Here is a 22,159-nt window from a genome sequence, read left to right on the forward strand (position 1 = left end):
GACCTACTGCCCAATCCCGACGCCGGCGTCGCCTCCATTGCCCGGCTCCTCGGCCTCAGCCCCGGCGCCCTCTAGAGCCACATCCTCGATCTACGCAAACTACGCGCCGCCGCACCCGCGGAGATCACCCCATGATCAGCCGACCGACTCCGCAGTCACCGCATGGCTGGAGCATCGAGTGACCACCTCACCCCGGTGGAGCCACTGAAGAACAATGTCGTTCTCACCGCTGTGGAACTGCTGTGGGTCACGCACCACCTGGATCGCTTGGGCGCCGCTCTCGGCGACGTCGTCATCGTCCCTACCAAGGAGGCCTGACCGGCATGACATCCGCCAGTCCCGACGGCGACCGAGACCAGCTCGCCGAGTTCCTGTCCCGCTACCTCGTCAACGGCCAGCCCATCAGTGGCCCAGCGGCCCGGGGAGCCGCCGACCGGATCGCGGAGACCCGCCTGCCCGCCTACGAGCTCGCTACCCGCGGGTACCGGCACCTGACTGTCGTGCACAGCGATCCAGAGACGGCCGAGGACGAGGCCGCCATGTGCCAGCTGCCGGGCTGGGGTAACCGGCATCCCGGCGCCATCCGGTCGACCATCGGCACCAACGACACCGCCGCGTTTCTGCTCGCGCCCCCGCACGCCGACGACCACCTCGCTGCGATCGAGGCAGTCGCGCAGGGATTTGACCCCGGCTGGTGGACGATTCGCCGGGCCACGCGGTGATGAGGGCAGTCGTAACCGGCCGAGTGCACCTAATGGACGGCTTCCTGCCCTCGGGTCGACGCGTGCGTGCCGTGTCCTCCTGCACGCGACCACGCTACGAATCGACGACGACAGCGCGCTCGCAGCGCTGTGGGCCGAGCACGAGCTCAGCCAGCCCGAGTCCGCGCTGTGCGGGCACGTCTACACCAGCCGCTCGTGGAGCCAGCTGCGCCACGTCGACCTGCTGCAGATCCTCACCGACTCGATCGGTGAGCAGGTCCTGGCCTGGCCGGGACCTGCCCCAGCGCTGCCTCGACGGAGCGGCCCAGCGCCAGCTCCACCTCGCCCGAATTGCCTTCGAGGGTCTCGGGCTCCCGGTGCCCACCCCACGGCTGCAGGTCATCCCCGGAGATAAACAGTGACCGCCCAAGCCGCCATGCCTGTGCCGGACGGCCCGGGCCCCGGGCCGTCCGGCACCCTGGCCACCGCGACCCGGCAAATCGCCACGTGGGCGGCCGGCTTGCCCGCACTGCCCCCCGACGACGGCACTCGGTACAGCATCCGCCGGCTCACCGTCTCCTGGAACCTTGATGCGTGGGGCCGCTCCCGGCACACCGCGATCGCGCACCGCCGAGACCTCTCCACCTACCTGGACTGGTGCCTCCGCGAACGCCTGGACCCACTCACTGCCCGGCCCACCGACCTAGCCCAGTTCAAGGTGTGGCGCGAGCTGGGCGGCACCGGAAGCCGTGCCGCCAAGCCCAGCACCGTCGCCCGCGCCCTGGCCTCGGTGTCCAGTTGGTACACCCATCTGGTGGCCAACACCGACGGCCAGTTTGCCTGCAACCCGGTCGTCGCGGTGAAACGACCCAAGGTCAACGCCCACACGTCCACCACCGCCGGACTCACCCTCGACGAAGTCGACCTGCTGCTTGCCCAAACCGACGACGAGGCCGCCGACCGCACCAAGCGCTGGCAGGCCGCGCCGACGCCGGTTCGGAACGCCCGGCACTTGGCGGCGCTGCGCGACCGGGCACTGCTGCGGCTGCTCGGTGACCTCGGGTTGCGCATCAGCGAGGCCCTCGACCGTGATGTAACCGATTTGAGCTACAACGCGGGTCAGCGCACGCTGAAGTTCATTGGCAAGGGCACCCAGCAGCGGGAGCGCCCCCTGCCCGCACACACTCTGGAGGCACTCGATGACTACCTCGCCGCCCGCGCGGCCCATGCCGGGAGCACCATCGACGCGCTGAGCGGCCCACTGTTCGCCACCACCAGCTCCGTCGGGCAGCTGGGCCGGCTTGCCGAGCCCAACGTGTTCACCTGGCTCCGTCGCCTGGCCTCGGCCGCAGGTATCGCCTCGGCCAACCGCTTGTCGCCGCACTCGCTGCGGCACGCGTTCGCCACCTCGGCCCGCGCTGCGGGGGTGCCGCTGGAGGACGTGCAGGATGCGATGGGCCATGCCGACGTGCGCACCACCCGCCGCTACGACCGCGATCGGCACAACCTCGACCGCGACCCCGCCCACGTGCTGGGCAGGCGCCGGGCATCCCGACGGGCAAAGCCAGCCGAACGAGCCGACGCCAGCGAGAACCGTACGGCGTGACCTGGCAATGCGTGCCTCGGGCGCAGCGAACTCCGGGTCGCAGGCGCGGAGCCCGCCGGCGACCGGCCAGCCAGCGGCCAGGGCTGAGCGCACACCGGCGGGTTTTAGCGCGGCCCGCCCGGTGCTCTTAAGTGCGCGCCCATATTGCCGTTCGGGTTTAGGTAGACCATGGAGCGGAACCAGCTTCTCAGCATTGCGCGGCTTACGGTGATGGGCCGTCCGTAGATTCCAGACCAAAACAACGCTAGGCAGTTGATCTAGGCCCGCACCTGGGGTGACTGCCGCAAGGTGGCGGGTTGCTGGAAAGCTGCTTCGCCGTTTTTCGTGATCTCCAAAGGTGGGATGCGAGATCAGCGCCTGTGCCGCCGGTGGCACAGCCACTGAAGAACAATGTCGTTCTTACTGAAGTTCACATGTCGTTCAACACCTGTCACTGTGATCGCACAACGGCTCAGGGTCGCCGCGTACGCGGTGTGTTTGCGAGACGATCGTCTGCTGCTCGCCCGCTGGGTCTCACCAGACCGGGCGCGGCGGCACTGGACGCTACCTGGTGGAGGGGTCGAGCACGCCGAGGATCCGTTCGACGCCGTCGTGCGGGAGGTGGCCGAGGAGACGGGGTACGAGGCGCAGGTCGAGCTGCTGCTCGGTGTGAACTCGCGGACCCGGACCGTCGAGAGCTACGACGGCGGGATTGTCGACCTGCACACGCTGGCTGTCTTCTACCGGGCTCGGATCGCGGGCGGTGAGCTGCGATCCGAGACGGGCGGCACGACAGACCTGGCGCAATGGGTGCCGCTGGAACAGGTCGCCACCCTGGAGCGTTCCGTGGTCGTCGACATCGGGCTTGACCTGCATCGCCACACACCGCCAACGGGGCACGGGGAACCCATTGGCAGAACGGGGCTGATGCGGCACTGATCAGCTGCCGAAGCCGGCAATGGTGTACGCGGCGAAGCCGAGCACCGCGAGTGCCGTTGCCGCGGCGAGCGCCTGCAGACGTACCCGGTTGGTCCGAGCGACCACCAGGATCAGTGCGGCGCCGAGCACCGCTTCGATCACTGCGGTCTGCAGGCTGTCGGTGCGGTAGTGCGAGTCGTGGCCGGGTTGTGCGCTGCGGTGGAACAGCATGGCCGCCTCGGCGAGCAGGACCGCACCGGGCATGGCCACGGCGATCGCTCGAACCCACGGTTGCCCGTGGCGGCTCAGCCCACCCGCCACCCCGAAGAGTGCGCCGGCGAGGACTCCGAAGAACAGCCACATCAACGTCGTCGGCGACCACAGGTTCTGCGCGCTGTCGTCCAACAGGACGACCGCCGCGACGTAGTACGCCTCAACGGCGACGACCAGCAGCACGATCCCGGCGAACGCGGATTGCCGCCAGTCGGCGCGGAGCCACCATCCGATGGCGAACGCGCCGACCGCCCAGACGGCGCTGGAATTGGCCAGGTTCGCCCAGGGGTACGGCAGACTGAGCTGTAGCAACAGGTCCACCACGCCGAGAAGAACCCCACCGGCCACCACCGTCAGGACCCGGTGGCGGCGCTGTACTTCACGATCAACTGTCGTCACGGGGCAAAACTGTCACACCGAGCCGCTCGGGACATCTGCCTAAGGATGGGTTTGCGGCCGGGTCGCATCCGCCGTACGGCCGGCTTCGTTCAGCTCTGCGCGTCGGGCGCGCTACGTGCGGCCGTACGAGGCGCGCGCCTGCGCCACCTCGGCGGCCTCGCGTTCACGCCACCGACGCTGCGCCTCCCGGTTGCAGGCCCGACAGACCCGCCGGTAGCGACCCGTCGCGTCATCGAGCTCACGGTCGTGGCCGTTGCGGCACTGCGCTGACTGTGACCGGGTTCGGCAGGTTTCCGAGCGGCTGACCTGACGTAGGTGGGTTGGTTCGATGCAGTCGGCGGCCCCACAGGCCTGGTCGACGTCGAGGGCGGGGTCGTAGTCACCGACGAGCACCGCGTACGCGGCGATGTGCGCCCACGCGCGGCCGGCGACCTTCTGGTGCACCCCGCGTCGCGGCCCGTAGCCGTGGACGATGAGGCAGCCGCTCTCGGTGCGGTGCGAGCGCTGGAGCAGGTACGCGCGCAGCGACTCCTCGGTGTGGTAGCGGGACAAACCCTTCACGGCCGAGAGCACGGGGCCACCGTACCCAGTTGTCCCGGCGTCGTCTCAACCCCAGGGAGGTAGCCAGACCTCGGCGTCGGGGGCCGGGACCCGGCGGGAGTCGAGGTGCTCACGCAGTGCGCGCAGCGCGGGGTGCGGGTTGTCGTCGCGCCAGATGAGTGACATGGGGTAGACCGGCGCCGGGTCGCGTACCGGTATCCGGCGCAGGTCGTAGCTGTCCGGCCACAGGTACCGGGTACGTTCGCCGGCGAGCGTCGCCAACTGCGCGGAGTCGGCGATCTCGGCCAGCAGCGCCTCGTTGCCGAAGACCGGCCCGACCAGGTCGATGGTGAGGCCGAACGCGGCGGCGAGCTCGTCGTAGTAGGCGGACCATTCGGTGCCGAGGGCCATGCCGGGCATCCAGATGCGGTGCTCGGCGAGTTGCGCGGGCGTGACGGTACGGGCGTTGGCAAGCGCGTGGCGTGGCCCCACGAGCAGGTCGTGGTGCTCGTCGATCACGCGGGCGGCACTGATCGCTGCGGGCAGATGGCGCGCGGCGACGGTGACGGCGTGGAAGGTGGCGTCGACAGTCCCTGCCTCGACGGCGGCCATCGCAGCGTGCACGTCGGCGTCGAGGGTGACCACGTCCAGCTCGATACGCGGATGCGCGCGGTGGAAATCCTGAAGCAGCACCGCCGGTGCGGTCCGCCGGCTGTGCACGTCGACGCGCAGTGCCCGCCGGCCGGGGCGTACGGAGGCGTCGGCGCGTGCCTCGGCCCGCAGCAGTTCACGGGCGTGCGGCAGGAAGGTCTGACCGTCGACGGTGAGGGCGATGCCGCGAGGCGTGCGGGTGAACAGCCGTACGCCGAGGTCCTTCTCCAGTGCGGCGACGCGCTTGGAGACGGCCTGCTGGGTGATCGACAGCGCGGCGGCGGCGTCCTGGAACTGGCCGGCGTCCACGGCGGCGACGAAGGTGCGGACGGCGTCGAGGTTCACCCGACGAACCCTACTGACACAACCTCTGGTTGTGCCGCGCCGCTCGTCTGGTTGTTTGATCCACGGTCAGTGGCCTTGCTTTGATCGCGGCGGTCAACGACGAGTTGTCGGGAGCGGGAGGTGCGGGTTTGTCCGCGAGGCGATCCCTGGGTCGGCGGTTCGGGTGGTTGTGGGCGTCGTACGCGGTCAGCGCCTACGGGTCGGGGCTGGGGTTCGGGGCGTTGCCGTTGATCGCCGTGCTGGTGTTGCAGGCCAGCCCGGCTCAGGTGTCGGTGCTGGCCGCGCTGGGGCCGGCGGTGGGCGCGCTGATCGCGTTGCCGCTGGGGCCGTGGGTGGAGTTCCACCGCAAGCGGCCGGTGATGATCGGGATGGACCTGGCCCGGTTCGCGGTGCTGCTGACCATCCCCGTCGCGTACGCGTTGGGCCGGCTCAGCTTCGGGCAGTTGCTGGTCGTCTCGGCCGTGGTCGCCACCGCCAAGATCGCCTTCAACGCGGCCAGCGGCGCGTTCCTCAAGGCCCTGGTGCGGCCGGACGACCTGCTGGTGGCGAACGCGCGGTTCGAGTCGACGACGTGGAGCGCGATCGCGCTCGGACCACCGCTGGGCGGCGCGGCGGTCGGCCTGTTCGGACCGGTGGTCACCATTGTGGCGGACGCGCTCAGCTATCTGCTCTCGGCGCTGGGCATCGCGGCCATTCGCGGCCACGAGGATCACCCTCGGCGCACCGGAGCGGCCCGGGTCCGGGCCGGCGAGCTGCTCGACGGCTGGCGGCATCTGCTCACCCACAGCGGTCTGCGGGCGCTCTACCTCAACCAGGTGCTCGTCAGTGGACTGATCATGGCCACGGAGCCGTTGCTGGCCGTGCTGCTGCTCGGCGAGTTGGGCTTTCCGCCCTGGCAGTACGGTCTCGCGTTCGCTGTGCCCTGTGTGGGCGGACTCATCGGGTCACGCCTGGCCCGTCGGGTGGTGGCGCGCTACGGCCAACACCGGATCATCCGCACCGTGGGCGCGCTGCGTGCGATCTGGCTGATCGGTCTCGCCGTCGTGCAGCCCGGCGTGGTCGGTCTCGCCACGGTGATCGCCGTCGAGTTCGCGATCATCATCTGCATGAGTCTGTACAACCCGGTGCTCGCCACCTACCGCCTTCAACAGACTCCGAAGGAGCGCGTCGTCCGCACCCTCTCTGCCTGGTCGATCGGCAGCGGTGCGGCCATCGCCGTTCTCAGCGCGCTCGGTGGGCTGCTCGCCGAGGCCACCAGCGCGCGCACGGCGATCACGGTCGCCGGGCTGGTGATCCTCGCGAGCCCGCTGCTGCTGCCCCGACGCCCGGACACCGAACGACCGGCACCCGAGCACGCCGAGCGGATCTCTACGATCGCGTGATGTTCCAGCCGACCTACCCGATCCGCACCACCCGCCTCACGCTGCGCCCGGTCACGATCGACGACCTCGACGACGTGTACGCGTATCAGCGCCGGCCCGACGTGGTGCGGTGGATGCTCGGCGCGGAGCCGCGTACCCGTGAACAGTCCCGGGCGTCGGTGCTGGTCATGGCGGGCGAGGACGCGTGGCGCACGGAGGGTGACTGCCTGACGGTGGCCGCGGTCACCGACGCCGGGGTGATCGGGATCGTGGAGTTGGTGTGGCGCAGCCAGGTGGACCGTACCGCCGAGATCGGGTTCGTCTTTCACCCCGACCACGGCGGTCGCGGGTTGGCGACGGAGGCCGCCGCCGCGGTGCTGGCCTGGGGGTTCGACGAGTTCGGGCTGCACCGGGTCTACGGCAGGTGCCACGGCCGCAACGCCGCGTCGGCCCGGATGATGACGCGACTCGGCATGCGCCAGGAGGCCCGCCACGTCGAGAGTTACCTGTTCAAGGGGGAGTGGGCCGACCAACTCGTCTTCGCGATCCTGGCGCACGAGTGGCGGGCCGGGATCCGCACGCCGCTGTCGTGACCGGCTGCCACGGCGACGTGCGGATCAGGCTGACAACCTCAGGCCCGGCGCGCGAGCCACTCCCGGTAGGCGGTGGGCGCGATGACGGCGTCGCCCTTGGCGATCAGGACGTCGCCGGGCGCGGCGGCGAACATGCCGGCGCTGTCGTCGGTGGTCACGGTGCGTTGGTCGTCGCGGGCGGCGAGGGTGATCCGCCCCAGCTCGTCGAGGGCGAAGACGTCGGGCCCGGCGACGTTGCGGATGCCCTGCAACGGCGCGCCCATGCTGACCTCGGCGACGGCCTGGGCCACGTCGGCGGCGGCCATCGGCTGCACCGGGGTGCTGGGTAGGCGGACGGTGGTGTCGTCGGCCGTCCAGGACAGGATCGCGTCGACGAACTCGAAGAACTGCGTGGCGCGGACGATGGAGTACGGAATCGGACCGGCCGTGAGGATGTCCTCCTGGAGGGTCTTGGCGCGGTAGTAGTCCAGGTCGGGCACCTGGTCGACGCCGACGATGGAGAGGATCACCGCGTGGCCGACGCCCGCGCGGGCGGCGGCGGCCAGCAGGTTGTCCATGGTCGTGCGGAAGAAGGTGGGTGAGGCCTCGTCGAAGGTCGGTGAGTTCGTCAGGTTGACGACGACCTCGGCGCCGGCGAGCCCGTCGGACAGGCCCTGCCCGGTGAGCAGGTCCACCCCGGTGGACGGCGACAGCGGCACCGCCTCGTGCCCTGCGGCCTGCAGGATCTTGACGACCTGGGACCCGATGAGACCGGTCCCGCCCAGTACGGCGATCTTCATGCCCATGCACCTTCCAGTGACGTGTGTGGTCCGGTGTCCGGCTGCGGAAACCTCGCCGATACTCGGACTTCTTCTGTCCGGGAACTATACTCGGACACACGGGGTCCGAGTAACGGGGTGACTAGGGTGAGGTCATGAAGATGTCCGGCGGGGTCGAGTGGGCGCTGCACTGCTGCGTGGTGCTCACCGCCAGCCACACGCCCGTTCCGGCGGCCAAGCTGGCGGAACTGCACGACGTCTCCAGCAGCTACCTCGCCAAGCAGCTCCAGGCTCTGGCCCGCGCCGGCCTGATCCACTCCGTGCAGGGCAAGTCGGGTGGCTACGTGCTGACCCGCGCACCGGAGAGCGTCACAGTGCTCGACGTGGTCCGGGCCGTCGACGGTCCCGGCCCGAGCTTCGTCTGCACCGAGATCCGCCAGCGCGGCCCCTTCGCGGCCCCCGCCGACGCCTGCACCACGCCGTGCCCCGTCGCCCGGGCGATGTGGGCGGCCGAGGACGCGTGGCGGCAGGCGCTCGCCGCGGTCACCATCGCCGACCTCGCCCGCGACGTCGACGCCACCTCCGGCCCGGAGGCCCTGGTCGGCATCCAGGCCTGGCTGACCAGCGGCACCGGCTGAACCCTGCTGACCAGCGGCTCCGGCCGACCCGGGCTGACCGCGCTCAGCCGGTGTGGCGTACCTCGGTGTCCCAGATCTGCGCCCACGGACGCCGCAGCCCCCGGCACACGTGGATCGGGCCGCCGTTCTCGTCGTTGTCCACCTCGACCCGCTGATCCACCCGCCCGGCGAGGATGCACTGCTCGAACCAGGTGCTCAGCTGGTCGGGGCGCTCCCAGCCGACGGCGATGACCACGTCCGCGTCGGCGGGCGGCCGCCCGAAGTCGACCATGCTGTTGTGCCCGGAGTACGCGCGGGGGAGGGCCCGGTCCGGACCGTACCGGGCCACCGCACCGGCCTCCCCGTAGTTGGCGGTGAGGATGACCGCCCGCGAACGCTCCTCGGGCGGCAGTCCGTTGTGGACGGCGGCCAGGGAGTCGGCGAACGCGGGCCAGCCGATCGTCTCACCGGCGTCGTAGTTGACGTCGACCACGAAACCGGGCAACCGGTCGGCCGGCAGCACCGGCAGCAGCAGCACGACGTTGGGCAGCAGGAACGGCACCACACCCAGCGCGAGGAGCCCTCGACGCCACCAGAGCGACCCGCGCGACGCCCAGGCGACCGTGACCACCGCACCGGCGGCGGTCAGAACCAGCAACAGCGGCGCGTCGTAGTAGCCCTTGCCGCCGGCGACCAGCACGATGCCCACCACCACCAACCACGCCCAGCCCACCGCCCGGTAGGGCCGCCACGCCGGCCGGCGCAGCAGCGCGACCAGGCCGGCGATCCAGATCGGTACGGCGTACGGGCTGATGATGACGAACTGGAGGGTGAACGCGTCGAGCCGACCACTGTAGGAGCTGTCACCGCCGGAGATGGACGCTGCCACGCCGAGCTGCGGAAAGCCGTGCGACGCCTGCCAGATCAGGTTCGGCGCGGCCAACAGCACGGTGACCCCGGCGGCGGCGAGCACCCACCTGTCGCGCAGCAGCCGACGCGGCCCGGCGATGAGCACCCCGACGATCAGGCCCACCGCCAGCAGCGCCGGCAGCAGCTTGCTGAGCATGCCCACACCGAGCGCCAGCCCGATGCCCAGCGCCCAACGGCTGTCACCGGTACGCAGCAACCGCACCGCACACCACGCCGCGAGCAACCAGACCAGCAGGTCGACGGTGGTGGTGCTGAGCAGGTGACCACTGGCGAGCACGATGCCGGACAGCGCGGCGAGCACCGCCGCGACGAGCTGCGCGCCCCGACCGGCGCCCAGCTCCCGGGCGATCGCGGCGACCAGCAGCACCGCACCGCCGGCCAGCAGCGCGGACGGGGTCCGCAGCACCACCAGGTTGCCCGGCGCGATCGTGTCGAGCAGCCGGGCCAGCGCCGGGACCAGCGGACCCTGATCGACGTAGCCCCAGTCGAGGTGTCGACCGGCGAGCAGGAAGTACAGCTCGTCACGGTGATAGCCGTAGCGGCCGGCGAGCAGCAGCAGCGTCGCGCTGGTGGCGGCGGCCACCAGCCACGGGCCGCGGGTGCGCGTGCCGGGCTCCGGCTGACGCCCCGGCGGTGGTGGTGACTGGGCCGACCGGTGAGGCCGGTCGATGTCAGTCGCGGGCTCACTCACCCGCTCATGATGACCGGCGAGGTGCCCGCGTGGGTGCCCGTGCCGGGGCCCGGCGGCCTCCATGTGCAGGTGGCCCAGCCGGGTGCGAAGATCGGCTTTGTCACTCGGACCGAAAGGACGATATGCGCTACCGCACTCTGGGCAGCACCGGCACCGTGGTGTCGACACTGTGCCTGGGCACGATGACCTTCGGCGCGGAGACCGACGAGGCCGGCAGCTTCGCCCAACTGGACCGGTTCGTCGAGGCCGGCGGCACCTTCATCGACACCGCCGACGTCTACTCCACCGGTGTCTCGGAGGACATCATCGGGCGTTGGCTGCGCAGCCGACCCGACGTGCGCGACCGCCTGGTGATCGCCACCAAGGGGCGGTTCCCGATGGGCCCGGGGACGAACGACGCCGGCCTGTCCCGGGTGCACCTCACCCGCGCCCTGGACGCGAGCCTGCGGCGCCTCGGCGTCGACGCCGTCGACCTGTACCAGGCGCACGCCTGGGACCCGCTGACCCCGCTGCCGGAGACGCTGCGGTTCTTCGACGACGCGGTGCGCGCTGGCAAGATCCGCTATGCGGGGGTCAGCAACTTCACCGGCTGGCAGCTGCAGAAGGCCGCCCTGCTCACCCAGCACCTCAACCTCACCCCGATCGTGACCCTGCAACCGCAGTACAACCTGCTGGCCCGGGAGATCGAGTTCGAGTTGGTGCCGGTCTGCGAGAACGAGGGCATCGGCATCCTGCCGTGGTCACCGCTGGGTGGCGGTTGGCTGACCGGCAAGTACCAGCGCGACAACACGCCCACCGGCGCGACGCGGCTCGGCGAGAACCCGCAGCGCGGCGTCGAGGCGTACGCGGGTCGCAACGCCGAGGAGCGCACCTGGCGGGTGCTCGACGCGGTCCGTCAGATCGCCGGGGACCTGGGGGTGTCCATGTCGGCGGTGTCGCTGGCCTGGCTGGCTGCCCGACCGGCGGTCACCTCGGTGATCCTCGGTGCGCGTACCACCGAGCAGCTCGACGACAACCTGACCGCCGCCGACCTGGTCCTCGACGCCGAGCAGATGCGGCTGCTGGACGAGGTGAGCGCCCCGCCGGTGGGCGACTACCCGTACGGCGCCGCAGGCGTGCGCCAGCGCGCCCGTGACCTACCGGCCGAGTCATGACGTCGTTTCCCGAGCCCACCGCCCCGGCCGGCAGCCGCGCCGAGGTCTTCCTGCGCTACCTGGACTACTTCCGCGAGTCCATGGTGGCCAGGGTGTCGGCGCTGGCTGAGCCGGAGCTGCGGCGCAGCCGGCTGCCGTCCGGGTGGACCCCGCTGGAGCTGCTCACCCACCTGCGCCACGTGGAGCGGCGCTGGATCGAGTGGGGCTTCCAGGGTCGGGATGTCGCCGAGCCGTGGGGCGACCGCCGCGACGACCGTTGGTACGTCGCCCCCGACGAGACCCGCGCGGATCTGGTGGCGGCGCTGCGGGCGCAGGGCGCGCACACCACGGCCGTGGTGACGGCACACGACCTGGCCGAGATCGGTGCGCCGGGCCCGCGGTGGGACGGCGCGGACCCGGCGTCGCTGGAGCGGGTGCTGTTCCACCTGGTGCAGGAGTACGCCCGTCACCTCGGCCACCTCGATGTGGTCGCCGAACTCGCGGGCGGCCCGACCGGAGAGTGATGGGCTGATGCCGCTGTTCGCGGTTTCCCTCGATCAATTGAGTCGGCGGTGATCCAGTCGAACTGCGCGGTGGGCGGAGGCCGTTGACGTTGGACGGTCGCCGGTGGATGATCCAGCGATGTCGCTCGGGTTGGCGAGCCGGGGCGCTGGCCCTCATGAGCAACATGATCGCGGTCATCCGATGGATTTAGGAGAGCGGATGTGTTGAAGTTCCTTCTCACGTCGGGAGGCATCAGCAACCCGAGCATCTCCGACGCGCTCGTCGACCTGTTGGGCAAGCCGATCGCCGAGTCCACGGCCCTGTTCATTCCCACCGCTGTCTACCCATTCCCCGGCGGGGCTGAGAGGGCGTGGAAGGCGATTCACGGTCGGGCCGACATTCCGCTGTGCCAGCTCGGTTGGAAATCCCTGGGGTTGCTGGAGCTCACCGCGCTGCCGACCATTCGAGAAGAGAACTGGGTCCCGGCGGTCCGGGAGGCCGACGCTCTCCTCGTCTGGGGCGGCGACGTGCTGTACCTGACCTACTGGCTGCGCCAGTCGGGCCTGGCGGACCTGCTGCCGTCGCTGACTGACACGGTCTATGTGGGGGTCAGTGCCGGGAGCATCGCGGTCACCCCGTACAACTGCGACGCCGAGTTCGACCTCGCGTTCGTCCCCGACGGCAGCGACAGGGCGCAGGACGCCGACCGGGCGCTGGGGCTGGTGGACTTCACCCTGTACCCCCACCTCAACCATCCGGAGATGGAGGACACCGAGCTGTCCACCATCCAGAAGTGGGCGTCCGGAATCCCGGTCCCGACCTACGCCATCGACGACAACACCGCCATCACGGTGGTCGATGGCAATGTCGACGTCATCTCCGAAGGCGACTGGAAACTGATCAACCCCTGACCGGGTTGTCCCCTCAGCCGCACCGGCCCCTCGACGTGGTCGCCGCGCTCGCCGGTGGCCCGGCCGGGAGCGTGCGGCCGCCGGCTCGATAATGGGCGGATGCCGCTGCTCGTCGTACCCGCGCTGCCCGCCGGCAGCCTCGCCGCCCAGGAGCAACCCCACCTTCCGGTACGCCCCGGGGTGGCGTTGCGGCCGTGGCGTGACGACGACGCCCCGGCCGTGCGGGCTGCCTTCGACTGTCCGGTGATCCAGCGATGGCACGTGCGTCGTCTCGACAGCGACGACGAGGCACGGTCGTGGACAGCGCAGTGGGCCGGCCGTTGGCGCGACGAGAGCGCCGCCAGTTGGGCGCTCGTCGACGCCGACGACCAGCCCGTCGGTCAGGTGGGGTTGCGCGACGTGCTGCTGACCGAGGCGTCGGCGCAGGTGTCGTACTGGCTGATGCCCGCCGCGCGCGGTCGAGGGCTCGCCACCGAGGCGCTGCTCGCCATGACCCGATGGGCCTTCACCCGGGGCGGGTTTCACCGGCTCGGGTTGGAGCACTCGACCGGCAACGTGGCGTCCTGCCGGGTGGCTGGGCGGGCCGGGTTCACCGTCGAGGGCGTGGCCCGAGGGTCGGTGCGCCACGCCGACGGCTGGCACGACATGCACCTGCACGCACGACTGGCTTAACGGGCCTCGGCCCAGCCGACGAAACGCGGGGTCAGGTCGGGCAGCGCCACGACGGCCGCGACGGCAGGTGCTCGCGGCGCTGGGGCATCAGACGGCCCGCGCAGCGGTCCGACGCCGCGCGGGGGCGGGCCGCGCGCCTCGCCGGGTGCTTGCCGCCGTACGCCCGCGCGCAGCACGAACAGTTCACGTCGGGCCACCGCCTCGCCCTTCGGGTCCAGTTGGTACGCGTCGAGCCAGAGCCAACCGTCGTACGTGTGCCGGACGCCGGCCGGCGTCGTGAGCCGGTGTGGTTCCGGCCGTGGGTCGACCTGGAACGTGAGGCGGTGACGCTGCGGTCGTTCGAGCTGGCGTGGGTGCCCGGGCTGTTGCAGACCGAGGCGTACGCGCGGGCGACCCTGGCCGGCGGGATGCTGGCGGCGGAGGCGGTCGACGAGTTCACCGAGGCGCGCATCGCCCGGCAGGCGATCCTCGCACCGGGAGAGGGCGGGCCTCTGCTGGTGGCCGTGCTGGACGAGGGGGTGCTCCGACGACGTGTCGGCGACGACCGCGCCCTGATGGCCGCGCAACTCGCGTGCCTGCTCGGGCACGCCGAGGCGGGCACCGTGCAGTTGCACATCGTTCCGGCGGACGCGCCCAGCTATCCCGGGCTCGACGGGCCGTTCACCATCGCGGACATGCCGGACGGTTCCCGGGTCGCCCACGTCGACAGCGCGGCCCAGGCGCAGATCCTGGATCAGCCATCGGACCTTGTTAATCTGGAGCGACGGTGGGAGCGGATCCGCGGCGAGGCACTGCCGCGCGGGCGTTCCCTGGCACTCCTCAGGGAAGCGGCAGCAGCATGGACATGACCGGCGCGCGGTGGCGGAAGAGCACGAGGAGCGGCGGCAACGGCGGCAACTGCGTCGAGGTGGCCGACAACCTGCCGGGTGTGGTGCTCGTTCGGGACACGAAGGATCGCGACGGCGCGACGCTGGCGTTCCGCCCCGAGTCGTGGCGGCGCTTCGTCGCGCAGGCCCGCCACGCCGGCTGACCTCGCTAGCGCACGCCGGCGGGTTCGGCCGGTTGCGGTTTCGGGGTCGCCGGCCAGGTGAGGCGGCGTACGCCGGGGACGAGCGCGGTGCCCGCGCAGGAGGCGAGGACCAGCAGGCCGGCGACGGCCAGCGGGACGGGTGCGCCGAACGCGTCGGCGGCCACCGGCGCCAGCGCGTAGCCCAGCGGCATGGCGGCCAGCGACACCAGCCAGTCGTACGAGGTGACCCGGGCCAGCACCTCCGGCGGGAAGTGGTGCTGCACGACGGTCTCCCACACCGGGTTGAGGTAACCGAGGGCGGTCAGCGCCACCGCGTAGGCGGCGATCACCACGGGGGCGGGCGCGGCGACGGCGAGCAGGAACAGCGGCGCGGCGTAGCAGGCCAGGCCGAGGTTGGCCAGCAGCACCGGCCGGTGCAGCCGTACCCGCCCGGCCAGCAGCGACCCGGTGAGCATGCCGATCGCGCCGGCCTGCAACAGCAGCAACCAGGTCGCCTCGCCGCCGAGTCGGTCGATGGCGACGGCCGGGCCGAGGGTCATCAGCACGGCGGCGGCGCCGTTCCACACGCCGTGCCCGAGCAGGCTGGTCCAGAACCAGTCGCGGGCGCGTACCTCGCCGAAGCCGTGCCGCAGGTCGGCGAGGACGGAACGGCGGGGCACCGGCACGTGGCGGACCCGCACCAGCGCGAGCAGCGCGGCGCTGAGCGCGAACGACGCACCGTCGAGGATGAATGCCCAGCCGGGCCCGGCGGCCCAGATCAGCGCGCCGGCCAGCGCCGGCCCGGCGAGGCGACTGGTGTTGGCGGTGATCCCCATCAGGGCATTGGCCCGCTGCCGGTCGGCCGGTTCGATGGTGCCGGCGACCAGCGGAGACGCTGTCGGAATGGCGAAGGCCGAGGCGACGCCGCCCAGCGCCGACGCCACCACGACGGTGCTCAGCGACGGGTCGCCGCCGAGCAGCTCGACGCCGACCGCGATCTGGGCAGCGCAGCGGACCAGGTCGGCCAGCAGGGCGACCCGGCGGGCGTCGAACCGGTCGGCCACGACACCACCGAACGGCAGCAGGAGCAGCCGGGGGACAACGGCGGCGGCGAGGACGACGGCCAGCGCGCCGGTGGAGCCGGTGGCGCGCAGCACGGCCAGCGCCAGCGCGGCGGGCACCACCGCGTCGCCGATGGCGGAGATGCTGCGACCCAGGAACAGCAGCCGGAAGGAGTGGTTGCGCAGGGGGTGAGCCATGACCCGGAGCATAGTTCAACATCGAATATTTCGGCAACGAATATTTTGTCGCTGAGGTAAGCTGGCGCGGTGACCACCACCCCGGACACCGTCGACCAGCACATCGAGCGCTGGCGGCCCGTGGTGCCCGACCTCGACGCGGACGTCGAGGGGGCGGTGACCAGGATGATCCGACTGACCCGGCACCTGCGGGCGGTCAAGGAGCGGGTCCTGGTCGACCTCGACCTGCCGGCCCACGAGTACGACACCCTGCACGCCCTGGCCGGTCGTGGTGGACGGGCAGCGCCCTCGGATCTCGCCGCGGACCTCGCGATGGCCCCCGCCTCGATCACCGCGCGGGTGGACACTCTGTTGCGGCGGGGCTTCGTGCGCCGAATGCCGTCCACCGTGGACCGACGGCGGGTCGACGTGGAGCTCACCGAGGCAGGCCGGGCGGCGTGGCAGGGGGCGATGCAGGTCCAGGGCGCGGAGGAGCACCGCTTGCTCGGCGCGCTCACCGCGACCGAGCGCCGACACCTCTCCGACCTGCTGCGTCGGGTGCTCCTGGTCGCCGAGCAGCCGCCGAGCGCGCCGGGGACCGACTGAGCGGGCCGGAAAATCGCCTGGCGGCCCGCGTACCGCTGATGCGAGGGTGACCGGCATGACTGCGCATGCCCTGGCTGGCGCCCTGGCCGACGACGCACGGCGACGGATCTTCGCGGCGATCGTGCTGGGTGCGACCAGCGCGACCGCTGTCGCACAGCGGGTCGACCTGCCGGCGCGGGTGGTGCTCACCGGGGTTCGTCGGCTCACCGACGCGGGCCTGGTCACCGGTGCCGACGGCGCGCTCGCTGTCGACGAGGCGTCGCTACGGGCGGTGGTACGCGACAACCGGTCACCCGACGCCGCCGAACCCGCCGCCGACCCGGTGCTGCGGACCTTTCTCCGCGCGGGCGTCCTGGTGAGCCTGCCGGCGCAGCCGAGCCGGCGGCGGGTCCTGCTCACACACATCGCCGAGCGGTCGTTCGAGCCGGGCACCCGCTATCCGGAGCGGGCCGTCGACGACGCCCTCAAACCGTGGTGCGCCGCGGGCGGGTCCGATCACGTGACACTGCGCCGCTACCTGATCGACGAACAGCTGCTCACCCGCGAGCACGGCATCTACCAGCGGCTCTGATCGTCCGGATAATCCCGTTGACCGGGCGATGATGATCAACAGGTGACCACTACCGCCCGACCAACGTGGACGACCACCGCCGCCCGACCTGATCGACCTGACGCCGCGCTGCTGCTGCGCGAGTACATGACCGAGATGGTGGTTCGCTACCACCGTCGACCGGCCCTGCCCGGCGAGGTCGACGCGGCCCTGGCCGAAATGCCCAGCGACGACCTGACCGCGCCGAGCGGACTGCTCCTGCTCGCCCGCCACGGCGACCAGCTGGCCGGCTGCGCCGGGCTGCGGTGGCAGCGGGGCTGGGCCGAGCTGACCCGGGTGTTCGTCCGGCCCGACCATCGCGGCGCCGGCGGGGGCGCCGCGCTGCTGGCCGCCGTCGAGGAACGGGCCCGCGCGGCCGGGGCGGACCGGATTCGGCTCGACACCCGCCACGATCTGGTTGAGGCCCGCGCCCTGTACGCCCGGCACGGCTACGCGGAGATCCCGGCGTACTCGCAGGGGCCCTACGCCGATCACTGGTTTGAAAAACGGCTGTCCTGAGCAGTTGACGCTCGCATCCGGACGCGCTAAATAAGAAGAGGAAGTTGAGTCACCCCGACTCAACTCATCACCTTCGGCCAGGAGAACCGAGGAGGCATGACCATGTTGATGCGTACCGACCCGTTCCGCGAGATCGACCGGCTCGCCGAGCAGTTCTTCGGTACGGCGGCCCGCCCCGCGATGATGCACCTTGACGCCTACCGCGACGGCGACCACTTCTACGCGGCGTTCGACCTGCCTGGCGTCGACCCGGACAGCATCGACTGCACCGTCGAACGCAACGTGCTCACCGTCCGCGCCGAGCGTCGCCGACCGGCCGGTGACGGCGTCGAACTGGTCGCCGCCGAACGCCCGATGGGCACCTTCACCCGGCAACTGTTCCTCGGCGACACCCTGGACACCGACAAGCTGGAGGCCGGCTACGAGAACGGGGTGCTGACACTGCGCATCCCGGTCGCCGAGCGCGCCAAGCCCCGCCGGGTGACCATCCAGGCCAACGGCAACGCCCGCCGGGAGATCAACGCCTGATCCGCCACGGTGACGGGTGGGACCGGCGCGCCTGCGCGCCGATCCCACCCGAGGCTGAGAGTCTTTTTCACATGGTGTTCTCCGACGCTCCGGTGCTCGCCCGTCCGTCCACACCACCGGCGCTGCCGAGCGGACCGATCGAGGTCACCGAGGCGTGGCTGCGTAACCGGCGGCTGTCCGAACACACCCGCGACGCCTACCGACGTGACGTCACCGGCTGGCTGCGCTGGTGCGCCGAGCGTGACCTCGACCCGCTGCGGGCCACGTTCCTGCACGTCAACGAATACGCCCGCGCCCTGGAGAACAGCGTCGGCGCCCGCAGCGGCCGCCCACTGACCCCGGCGACCGTCGCACGCCGGCTCTCGGCGCTGTCCAGTTGGTACGACTTCCTCGCCAAACTCGGCGCGGTGCCGGCCAACCCGGTCGCCGGCGCCGACCGCCCCCGCGTCGACCGGGACCACTCCGCCACCGTCGGGCTCACCCCCGAGGAGGTGGACGCCCTCCTCAACGCCGCCGAGGCCGACACCGGCGCGACAGCCGTCCGCAACCGGGCAGCGCTCGCGCTGCTGGCCGATCTGGGTCTGCGGGTCGGGGAGCTGATCTCACTGGACCTGACCGACCTCGGCACCGAACGCGGCCACCGCAGCGTGCGCTTCGTCGGCAAGGGCGGCAAACAACGCCGCCGCGCCCTCACGCCCAGCGCCGGGCACGCTCTGGACGCCTACCTGGCCCAGCGGGCCGCCGCCACCGGCGTGCCGGTGGCGCAGCTGACCGGTCCACTGCTGGTCACCGCCAGCGGTGCCCGGCTGGACCGGCACTCGGTGTTCCGGATGGTCCGTCGGCTCGCCCGCGCCGCCGGCATCCCGGCCTGGGCGAAGCTGTCGCCACACTCGCTGCGACACGCGTTCGCCACCACCGCCCGCTCCGAGGGCGTGCCGTTGGAGGACGTGCAGGACGCCATGGGGCACGCCGACCCGCGCACCACCCGCCGCTACGACCGGGACCGGCACAACCTCGACCGCGACCCGGCCTACGCGGTGTGGGCCGCCCGGTCGCGCCGCCGCGGCTGAACAGCGCCCGCCGCGTCGGGCCTAGGACCGGCAGACCTAGGGTGAAACCGGCCGCTTTTCGGCAGCATCGCACATTGCTGTACTTGTGACATGACCTTCGGATTCCAGTTCGACCACGTCGGCATCACTACCTCTGCAGCGCACCTCGACCAGACCATCGCGTGGTATCGCGACCACCTCGACTTCTTGGTGATCCAGCAATTCGAAGTCGGCGAATCGGTATTCACCTTCATCGGCACCGACAACACCAAGATCGAGATCATCTCGGCTGGCGCCGCCGCGAACCCGGCCCCGGCCGCCGAAAGCCTACCGGCCAGCCACGACGTCGAGCGTCTGCACCACATCTGCCTCCGGGTTCCCGACCTGGACGCGGCCATCGCCGAACTCGACCGGCGCGGTGTGGCCCTGTTCGCCGGCCCCATGACGGTCGAGAAGAGCGGTCAGCGTTTCGCCTTCATCCGGGACAACATCGGCACCATCATCGAGATCACCGATGCGGTGCCGATGGCCGGCTGAGCGCATCGGCGACCACGTCTCGCAGCCGCTGCAGGGCCGCCTCGGCGTCGGTACCCGGATCGGCCCAGTAAAGGTAAAGCCAGACGTCGTCGGCCAGTTGCGCAGCCACCTGCCGCAGTGCCAGCAAACCGATCAGCGGATGACGGTACACCTTGACACCGGGCGCCGGGGTCGCGACGTCGTGCTCGTCCCATAGCTCGCGGAACTCGGGACTCCCCGCGTTCAGATTCTCGACCAGGCGGTGGAGACGGAGGTCCTCCGGGAACCGGGTGACGGCGGCCCGGAGGACACCGACGGTCTCGCGGGCGGAATGCTCCCACGTCACCATCACCTCACGAGCACCCGCATCGGCGAACAGCCAGTACGCGTAGTAGCGGCGCTCACGGGGGAACGTGTCGAAGTCCGTCGTCAGTTCTCGATGCAGTGCGTTCGCGCCGATCACCTCGCTACCGCGCCCCACCACAATCGCCGGAACAGCGACGGCGCGCAGAAGCCCGGTGATATTCGGATGATCGTCCGGAACACGGTCTGCCTCGTGTTTCGAACGGCCCCGAACCAGCAGATACAGCTGTGCCCGTTGCGCCGGCGAAAGGCGCAACGCCGTGGCCAGAGAATCGAGAACTGAATCGGACGGCGAGACGTTACGGCCCTGTTCCAGGCGCATGTAGTAGTCGACGCTCACACCGGCCAGGGCCGCCACCTCTTCGCGCCGCAGCCCGGGCACCCGGCGTCCCGAGCCGTCGATCAAACCGGCTTGCGCCGGGCTTACCTGCGCCCGTCGTGAGCGAAGGAAGTCACGCAGAGCGGTGTTTCGTTCCACCAGACGATCGTGTCAGACACGCATGAGTCAGGAGACGTTGGCGCGGCTGAGCAGGCTGTGCGGCGTCAGCCCTGCGGGCGGGGGCAGATGCAGAACGGCTGACCGATCGGGTCGAGGAGCACGACCCACTTGTCGCCGCCGGGCTGGAAATCCGGCTTGGACGCGCCCGCCGCCACGAACTTCTCCTCCGCCGCCGCCAGGTCGTCGACGTAGAGATCCAGGTGGTAGCGCTTGTCGCCGGTCGGATCCGGCCAGGAGGGCGGTCGGTAACCCTCGACCAGACCGAAGCCGATGGAGACGCCACCGGAGCTGATCATCGCGTACTCCGGTTGGCTGTGGGTGACCTCCCAGCCCAGCGCCTGGTGGTAGAACGCGGCATGGCCGGCAGGATCGGAACTGTCGAGGTTGACCATCGCGAGGTCGGCAGAAACTGTCACGCCGGCAGTATGCCGACGGGGTCCGACAAACTCCGGGCCTGCGACACCCACCGCCCATCAGAGGGCCTCGAGCGGCCAGAACGTCACCCGGGCGGTGCTGTCACGGCAGATCAGCCCGGCGCCCACCCGTCGACAGTCGGTCAGACCCTCCGGAAGCACCACCGACACCCGATGACCGTCGCGTCCCACGGTCGCCACCAGCGCACGCCTGCCGTCCGCCGCCAACCCCAGCACCACCAGCGGCTCCGCCGGCACCCGGGGGCCCGCCACCGTGCGCCAGCGCGCGCCGTCCGGCCACGACCACACCCGCGCCCCGGTGCCCGCGTCGATCGCCCAGCGGCCCTGCTCGTCCTGCCCGCAGATCAGGCCCTGGCAGGGCCGCAGGGTCAACTCACCCGACGGCACCGGCACCCGCCAGCGCGGCGCCAGCCCCGGTAGGTCGTACCCGGTCAGCGCCACCGCGCCGGCGACCGGGTGGCGCAGCACCAGGTGCGCGCCGACGACCTGGGGGTTGTCCGGGCCGTAGTCGGCCGGCGGAAGCTGGCCCCGCCCGCGCTCGACACCGTCGCGGGCGTCGAGAAACCGGACCAACCCGTTGTCCTGCACCAGCAGCACCCGCCCGGGCAGCGCCCGCAGCACCGCCGTGGAGGGCAGCGGAACCGACCACCGGGTCGCACCGGTGGCCGGGTCGACGCCGTGCACCGTGCCCTCGACCCGCCGCCCCGGATCGGAGGCGCTGCGTACCTCGCTCACCGCGACCGCCGCGTCCCCGGCCGCGTACACCCGCTCGGGTCGCCGCCAGACCGGCTGTCCGGTACGCATCGACCGCGCGGTGGTCACCCGCGCCCCGCGCGTCTGATCCCGTTCCACCAGCAGCAGCAGGTCACCGACGACCTCGGCGGACCACCCGGCGGCGGGTGGCACGGTGACCCGCCACCGCGGCGGGCCGCCCGGCGCGGCCGAGTCGTAGGCGCTCAGCGTCGGCGGGCTCTGGTCGGGGCCGACGACCAGCAGCAGCGGCCCCGCGCCCAGCACTGTCGCCCCGGCGGGCACCACCGGTCCTACCTGCGGCGACAGGCGCCCGGCCGGGGCGGCACCGCCCAGCAGGGCACAGATCGCCACCAGCGCCGCCACCCGCCACCGGCGCGACACCTGCGGCGGCGGCCGGCGCTCGTCCAGCGGCGCGCCCCGGTCGTCGCCCAGCTCGATCAGCACCGACATGCGGGCCCACCCGTCCGCTCGCGC

General features: G+C 71.4%; 29 protein-coding genes. 19 read left to right on the forward strand and 10 right to left on the reverse strand.

All coding sequences use genetic code 11. The annotated features are described in order from the left end of the window. The first annotated feature begins 162 nt into the window (after positions 1–162). The 4 genes from ACX27O_RS09685 (at position 163) to ACX27O_RS09700 (ending at position 3,225) form a co-directional block, all read left to right on the forward strand. On the forward strand, positions 163–318 hold the full coding sequence (locus ACX27O_RS09685) for a hypothetical protein (protein WP_363618314.1): 156 nt from the start codon (positions 163–165) through the stop codon (positions 316–318). A gap of 5 nt (positions 319–323) precedes the next feature. Then, positions 324–722, forward strand: coding sequence for a hypothetical protein (locus ACX27O_RS09690; protein WP_458939306.1), 399 nt, complete (start codon positions 324–326; stop codon positions 720–722). 415 nt (positions 723–1,137) lie between these two features. Further along, positions 1,138–2,307: a tyrosine-type recombinase/integrase gene (locus tag ACX27O_RS09695; RefSeq protein WP_458939468.1), complete on the forward strand. Its 1,170-nt coding sequence runs from the start codon at positions 1,138–1,140 to the stop codon at positions 2,305–2,307. A gap of 390 nt (positions 2,308–2,697) precedes the next feature. Further along, complete coding sequence (locus ACX27O_RS09700) at positions 2,698–3,225, forward strand: NUDIX hydrolase (RefSeq protein WP_458939307.1); 528 nt, start codon at positions 2,698–2,700, stop codon at positions 3,223–3,225. On the opposite strand, the gene ACX27O_RS09705 is transcribed toward ACX27O_RS09700, so the two are convergent. The 3 genes from ACX27O_RS09705 to ACX27O_RS09715 all read right to left on the reverse strand — a co-directional run bounded on the left by ACX27O_RS09705 (position 3,226) and on the right by ACX27O_RS09715 (position 5,412). Next, complete coding sequence (locus ACX27O_RS09705; RefSeq protein ID WP_458939308.1) at positions 3,226–3,876, reverse strand: DUF6518 family protein; 651 nt, start codon at positions 3,874–3,876, stop codon at positions 3,226–3,228. 111 nt (positions 3,877–3,987) lie between these two features. Beyond that, entirely contained in the window at positions 3,988–4,449 is a 462-nt protein-coding gene (locus tag ACX27O_RS09710; protein WP_030327636.1) for a hypothetical protein, read from the reverse strand. 33 nt (positions 4,450–4,482) lie between these two features. After that, positions 4,483–5,412, reverse strand: coding sequence for a LysR family transcriptional regulator (locus tag ACX27O_RS09715; RefSeq protein ID WP_358126193.1), 930 nt, complete (start codon positions 5,410–5,412; stop codon positions 4,483–4,485). 128 nt (positions 5,413–5,540) lie between these two features. Here ACX27O_RS09715 and ACX27O_RS09720 point away from each other — a divergent pair, with 128 nt between their 5' ends. Together ACX27O_RS09720 and ACX27O_RS09725 are read left to right on the forward strand one after the other, a co-directional pair. Further along, positions 5,541–6,794, forward strand: a complete 1,254-nt coding sequence (locus ACX27O_RS09720) for an MFS transporter (protein WP_458939309.1) — start codon at positions 5,541–5,543, stop codon at positions 6,792–6,794. After that, entirely contained in the window at positions 6,794–7,366 is a 573-nt protein-coding gene (locus ACX27O_RS09725) for a GNAT family N-acetyltransferase (protein ID WP_458939310.1), read from the forward strand. Before ACX27O_RS09720 ends, ACX27O_RS09725 begins: the two co-directional genes overlap by 1 nt. 38 nt (positions 7,367–7,404) lie before the next feature. On the opposite strand, the gene ACX27O_RS09730 is transcribed toward ACX27O_RS09725, so the two are convergent. Next, a complete protein-coding gene (locus ACX27O_RS09730; protein ID WP_458939311.1) occupies positions 7,405–8,145 on the reverse strand; it encodes an SDR family oxidoreductase in 741 nt (246 codons plus the stop codon). Positions 8,146–8,279: 134 nt separating this feature from the next. Between ACX27O_RS09730 and ACX27O_RS09735 the strand changes: the two genes are divergently transcribed. Continuing rightward, positions 8,280–8,762 carry an RrF2 family transcriptional regulator gene (locus ACX27O_RS09735; protein WP_210858899.1) on the forward strand — a complete coding sequence of 161 codons (483 nt, stop codon included), beginning with the start codon at positions 8,280–8,282 and terminating at the stop codon, positions 8,760–8,762. A gap of 43 nt (positions 8,763–8,805) precedes the next feature. Here ACX27O_RS09735 and ACX27O_RS09740 read toward each other — a convergent pair whose 3' ends face one another. Beyond that, positions 8,806–10,362, reverse strand: a complete 1,557-nt coding sequence (locus ACX27O_RS09740) for an ArnT family glycosyltransferase (RefSeq protein ID WP_458939312.1) — start codon at positions 10,360–10,362, stop codon at positions 8,806–8,808. Between the two features lie 122 nt (positions 10,363–10,484). Between ACX27O_RS09740 and ACX27O_RS09745 the strand changes: the two genes are divergently transcribed. From ACX27O_RS09745 to ACX27O_RS09760, 4 genes are all read left to right on the forward strand, one after another. Beyond that, complete coding sequence (locus tag ACX27O_RS09745; protein ID WP_458939313.1) at positions 10,485–11,516, forward strand: aldo/keto reductase; 1,032 nt, start codon at positions 10,485–10,487, stop codon at positions 11,514–11,516. After that, positions 11,513–12,019: a mycothiol transferase gene (locus ACX27O_RS09750; RefSeq protein WP_357635149.1), complete on the forward strand. Its 507-nt coding sequence runs from the start codon at positions 11,513–11,515 to the stop codon at positions 12,017–12,019. The genes ACX27O_RS09745 and ACX27O_RS09750 overlap by 4 nt, the downstream gene beginning before the upstream one ends. A gap of 204 nt (positions 12,020–12,223) precedes the next feature. Continuing rightward, on the forward strand, positions 12,224–12,910 hold the full coding sequence (locus ACX27O_RS09755; RefSeq protein ID WP_210858909.1) for a Type 1 glutamine amidotransferase-like domain-containing protein: 687 nt from the start codon (positions 12,224–12,226) through the stop codon (positions 12,908–12,910). A gap of 99 nt (positions 12,911–13,009) precedes the next feature. Beyond that, the gene (locus ACX27O_RS09760; RefSeq protein ID WP_210858903.1) at positions 13,010–13,582 is read left to right on the forward strand and encodes a GNAT family N-acetyltransferase; all 573 of its coding nucleotides are present in this window, start codon (positions 13,010–13,012) and stop codon (positions 13,580–13,582) included. Here the strand turns inward: ACX27O_RS09760 and ACX27O_RS09765 are convergent. Next, positions 13,579–13,779, reverse strand: coding sequence for a hypothetical protein (locus tag ACX27O_RS09765; protein ID WP_210858913.1), 201 nt, complete (start codon positions 13,777–13,779; stop codon positions 13,579–13,581). The genes ACX27O_RS09760 and ACX27O_RS09765 overlap by 4 nt on opposite strands. 21 nt (positions 13,780–13,800) lie before the next feature. On the opposite strand from ACX27O_RS09765, the gene ACX27O_RS09770 reads away from it, so the two are divergent. Both ACX27O_RS09770 and ACX27O_RS09775 read left to right on the forward strand, forming a co-directional pair. Further along, positions 13,801–14,430 (forward strand): DUF5753 domain-containing protein, encoded by a 630-nt coding sequence (locus tag ACX27O_RS09770; RefSeq protein WP_210865894.1) that lies wholly within the window; start codon positions 13,801–13,803, stop codon positions 14,428–14,430. Continuing rightward, entirely contained in the window at positions 14,421–14,612 is a 192-nt protein-coding gene (locus ACX27O_RS09775; RefSeq protein ID WP_130401096.1) for a DUF397 domain-containing protein, read from the forward strand. The genes ACX27O_RS09770 and ACX27O_RS09775 overlap by 10 nt, the downstream gene beginning before the upstream one ends. Before the next feature lie 5 nt (positions 14,613–14,617). On the opposite strand, the gene ACX27O_RS09780 is transcribed toward ACX27O_RS09775, so the two are convergent. Continuing rightward, on the reverse strand, positions 14,618–15,850 hold the full coding sequence (locus tag ACX27O_RS09780; RefSeq protein WP_458939314.1) for an MFS transporter: 1,233 nt from the start codon (positions 15,848–15,850) through the stop codon (positions 14,618–14,620). A gap of 69 nt (positions 15,851–15,919) precedes the next feature. On the opposite strand from ACX27O_RS09780, the gene ACX27O_RS09785 reads away from it, so the two are divergent. The 6 genes from ACX27O_RS09785 (at position 15,920) to ACX27O_RS09810 (ending at position 19,657) form a co-directional block, all read left to right on the forward strand. Then, a complete protein-coding gene (locus ACX27O_RS09785; protein WP_210865822.1) occupies positions 15,920–16,435 on the forward strand; it encodes a MarR family winged helix-turn-helix transcriptional regulator in 516 nt (171 codons plus the stop codon). 55 nt (positions 16,436–16,490) lie between these two features. Next, positions 16,491–17,006, forward strand: a complete 516-nt coding sequence (locus ACX27O_RS09790; RefSeq protein WP_210865823.1) for a DUF2087 domain-containing protein — start codon at positions 16,491–16,493, stop codon at positions 17,004–17,006. A 42-nt stretch (positions 17,007–17,048) separates the two neighbouring features. Then, positions 17,049–17,543, forward strand: a complete 495-nt coding sequence (locus tag ACX27O_RS09795) for a GNAT family N-acetyltransferase (RefSeq protein WP_309140890.1) — start codon at positions 17,049–17,051, stop codon at positions 17,541–17,543. A gap of 102 nt (positions 17,544–17,645) precedes the next feature. Continuing rightward, positions 17,646–18,071 (forward strand): Hsp20/alpha crystallin family protein, encoded by a 426-nt coding sequence (locus tag ACX27O_RS09800; RefSeq protein WP_030327658.1) that lies wholly within the window; start codon positions 17,646–17,648, stop codon positions 18,069–18,071. A gap of 71 nt (positions 18,072–18,142) precedes the next feature. After that, positions 18,143–19,141: a tyrosine-type recombinase/integrase gene (locus ACX27O_RS09805; protein WP_458939315.1), complete on the forward strand. Its 999-nt coding sequence runs from the start codon at positions 18,143–18,145 to the stop codon at positions 19,139–19,141. A gap of 90 nt (positions 19,142–19,231) precedes the next feature. Beyond that, the gene (locus tag ACX27O_RS09810; protein WP_210862472.1) at positions 19,232–19,657 is read left to right on the forward strand and encodes a VOC family protein; all 426 of its coding nucleotides are present in this window, start codon (positions 19,232–19,234) and stop codon (positions 19,655–19,657) included. Here ACX27O_RS09810 and ACX27O_RS09815 read toward each other — a convergent pair. The 3 genes from ACX27O_RS09815 to ACX27O_RS09825 form a co-directional block, all read right to left on the reverse strand. Continuing rightward, the gene (locus tag ACX27O_RS09815; protein ID WP_210865825.1) at positions 19,629–20,477 is read right to left on the reverse strand and encodes a helix-turn-helix domain-containing protein; all 849 of its coding nucleotides are present in this window, start codon (positions 20,475–20,477) and stop codon (positions 19,629–19,631) included. The two genes, ACX27O_RS09810 and ACX27O_RS09815, sit on opposite strands and share 29 nt — an antisense overlap. 65 nt (positions 20,478–20,542) lie before the next feature. Next, on the reverse strand, positions 20,543–20,914 hold the full coding sequence (locus ACX27O_RS09820; protein ID WP_036410475.1) for a VOC family protein: 372 nt from the start codon (positions 20,912–20,914) through the stop codon (positions 20,543–20,545). Positions 20,915–20,971: 57 nt separating this feature from the next. Continuing rightward, positions 20,972–22,135, reverse strand: a complete 1,164-nt coding sequence (locus ACX27O_RS09825; RefSeq protein WP_358126226.1) for an outer membrane protein assembly factor BamB family protein — start codon at positions 22,133–22,135, stop codon at positions 20,972–20,974. Between the last annotated feature and the right edge of the window lie 24 nt (positions 22,136–22,159).

The sequence above is a fragment of the Micromonospora sp. SD19 genome, assembly GCF_054462275.1.

What these genes read in the sequence shown, in the direction of transcription:
- ACX27O_RS09780 (WP_458939314.1), bottom strand. Translation starts at nt 15,850, where the DNA reads ATGGCTCACCCCCTGCGCAACCACTCCTTCCGGCTGCTGTTCCTGGGT.
- ACX27O_RS09810 (WP_210862472.1), top strand. Translation starts at nt 19,232, where the DNA reads ATGACCTTCGGATTCCAGTTCGACCACGTCGGCATCACTACCTCTGCA.
- ACX27O_RS09695 (WP_458939468.1), top strand. Translation starts at nt 1,138, where the DNA reads ATGCCTGTGCCGGACGGCCCGGGCCCCGGGCCGTCCGGCACCCTGGCC.
- ACX27O_RS09805 (WP_458939315.1), top strand. Translation starts at nt 18,143, where the DNA reads ATGGTGTTCTCCGACGCTCCGGTGCTCGCCCGTCCGTCCACACCACCG.
- ACX27O_RS09700 (WP_458939307.1), top strand. Translation starts at nt 2,698, where the DNA reads ATGTCGTTCTTACTGAAGTTCACATGTCGTTCAACACCTGTCACTGTG.
- ACX27O_RS09725 (WP_458939310.1), top strand. Translation starts at nt 6,794, where the DNA reads ATGTTCCAGCCGACCTACCCGATCCGCACCACCCGCCTCACGCTGCGC.
- ACX27O_RS09685 (WP_363618314.1), top strand. Translation starts at nt 163, where the DNA reads ATGGCTGGAGCATCGAGTGACCACCTCACCCCGGTGGAGCCACTGAAG.
- ACX27O_RS09745 (WP_458939313.1), top strand. Translation starts at nt 10,485, where the DNA reads ATGCGCTACCGCACTCTGGGCAGCACCGGCACCGTGGTGTCGACACTG.
- ACX27O_RS09790 (WP_210865823.1), top strand. Translation starts at nt 16,491, where the DNA reads ATGACTGCGCATGCCCTGGCTGGCGCCCTGGCCGACGACGCACGGCGA.
- ACX27O_RS09735 (WP_210858899.1), top strand. Translation starts at nt 8,280, where the DNA reads ATGAAGATGTCCGGCGGGGTCGAGTGGGCGCTGCACTGCTGCGTGGTG.
- ACX27O_RS09730 (WP_458939311.1), bottom strand. Translation starts at nt 8,145, where the DNA reads ATGAAGATCGCCGTACTGGGCGGGACCGGTCTCATCGGGTCCCAGGTC.
- ACX27O_RS09800 (WP_030327658.1), top strand. Translation starts at nt 17,646, where the DNA reads ATGTTGATGCGTACCGACCCGTTCCGCGAGATCGACCGGCTCGCCGAG.
- ACX27O_RS09750 (WP_357635149.1), top strand. Translation starts at nt 11,513, where the DNA reads ATGACGTCGTTTCCCGAGCCCACCGCCCCGGCCGGCAGCCGCGCCGAG.
- ACX27O_RS09690 (WP_458939306.1), top strand. Translation starts at nt 324, where the DNA reads ATGACATCCGCCAGTCCCGACGGCGACCGAGACCAGCTCGCCGAGTTC.
- ACX27O_RS09825 (WP_358126226.1), bottom strand. Translation starts at nt 22,135, where the DNA reads ATGTCGGTGCTGATCGAGCTGGGCGACGACCGGGGCGCGCCGCTGGAC.
- ACX27O_RS09775 (WP_130401096.1), top strand. Translation starts at nt 14,421, where the DNA reads ATGGACATGACCGGCGCGCGGTGGCGGAAGAGCACGAGGAGCGGCGGC.
- ACX27O_RS09760 (WP_210858903.1), top strand. Translation starts at nt 13,010, where the DNA reads ATGCCGCTGCTCGTCGTACCCGCGCTGCCCGCCGGCAGCCTCGCCGCC.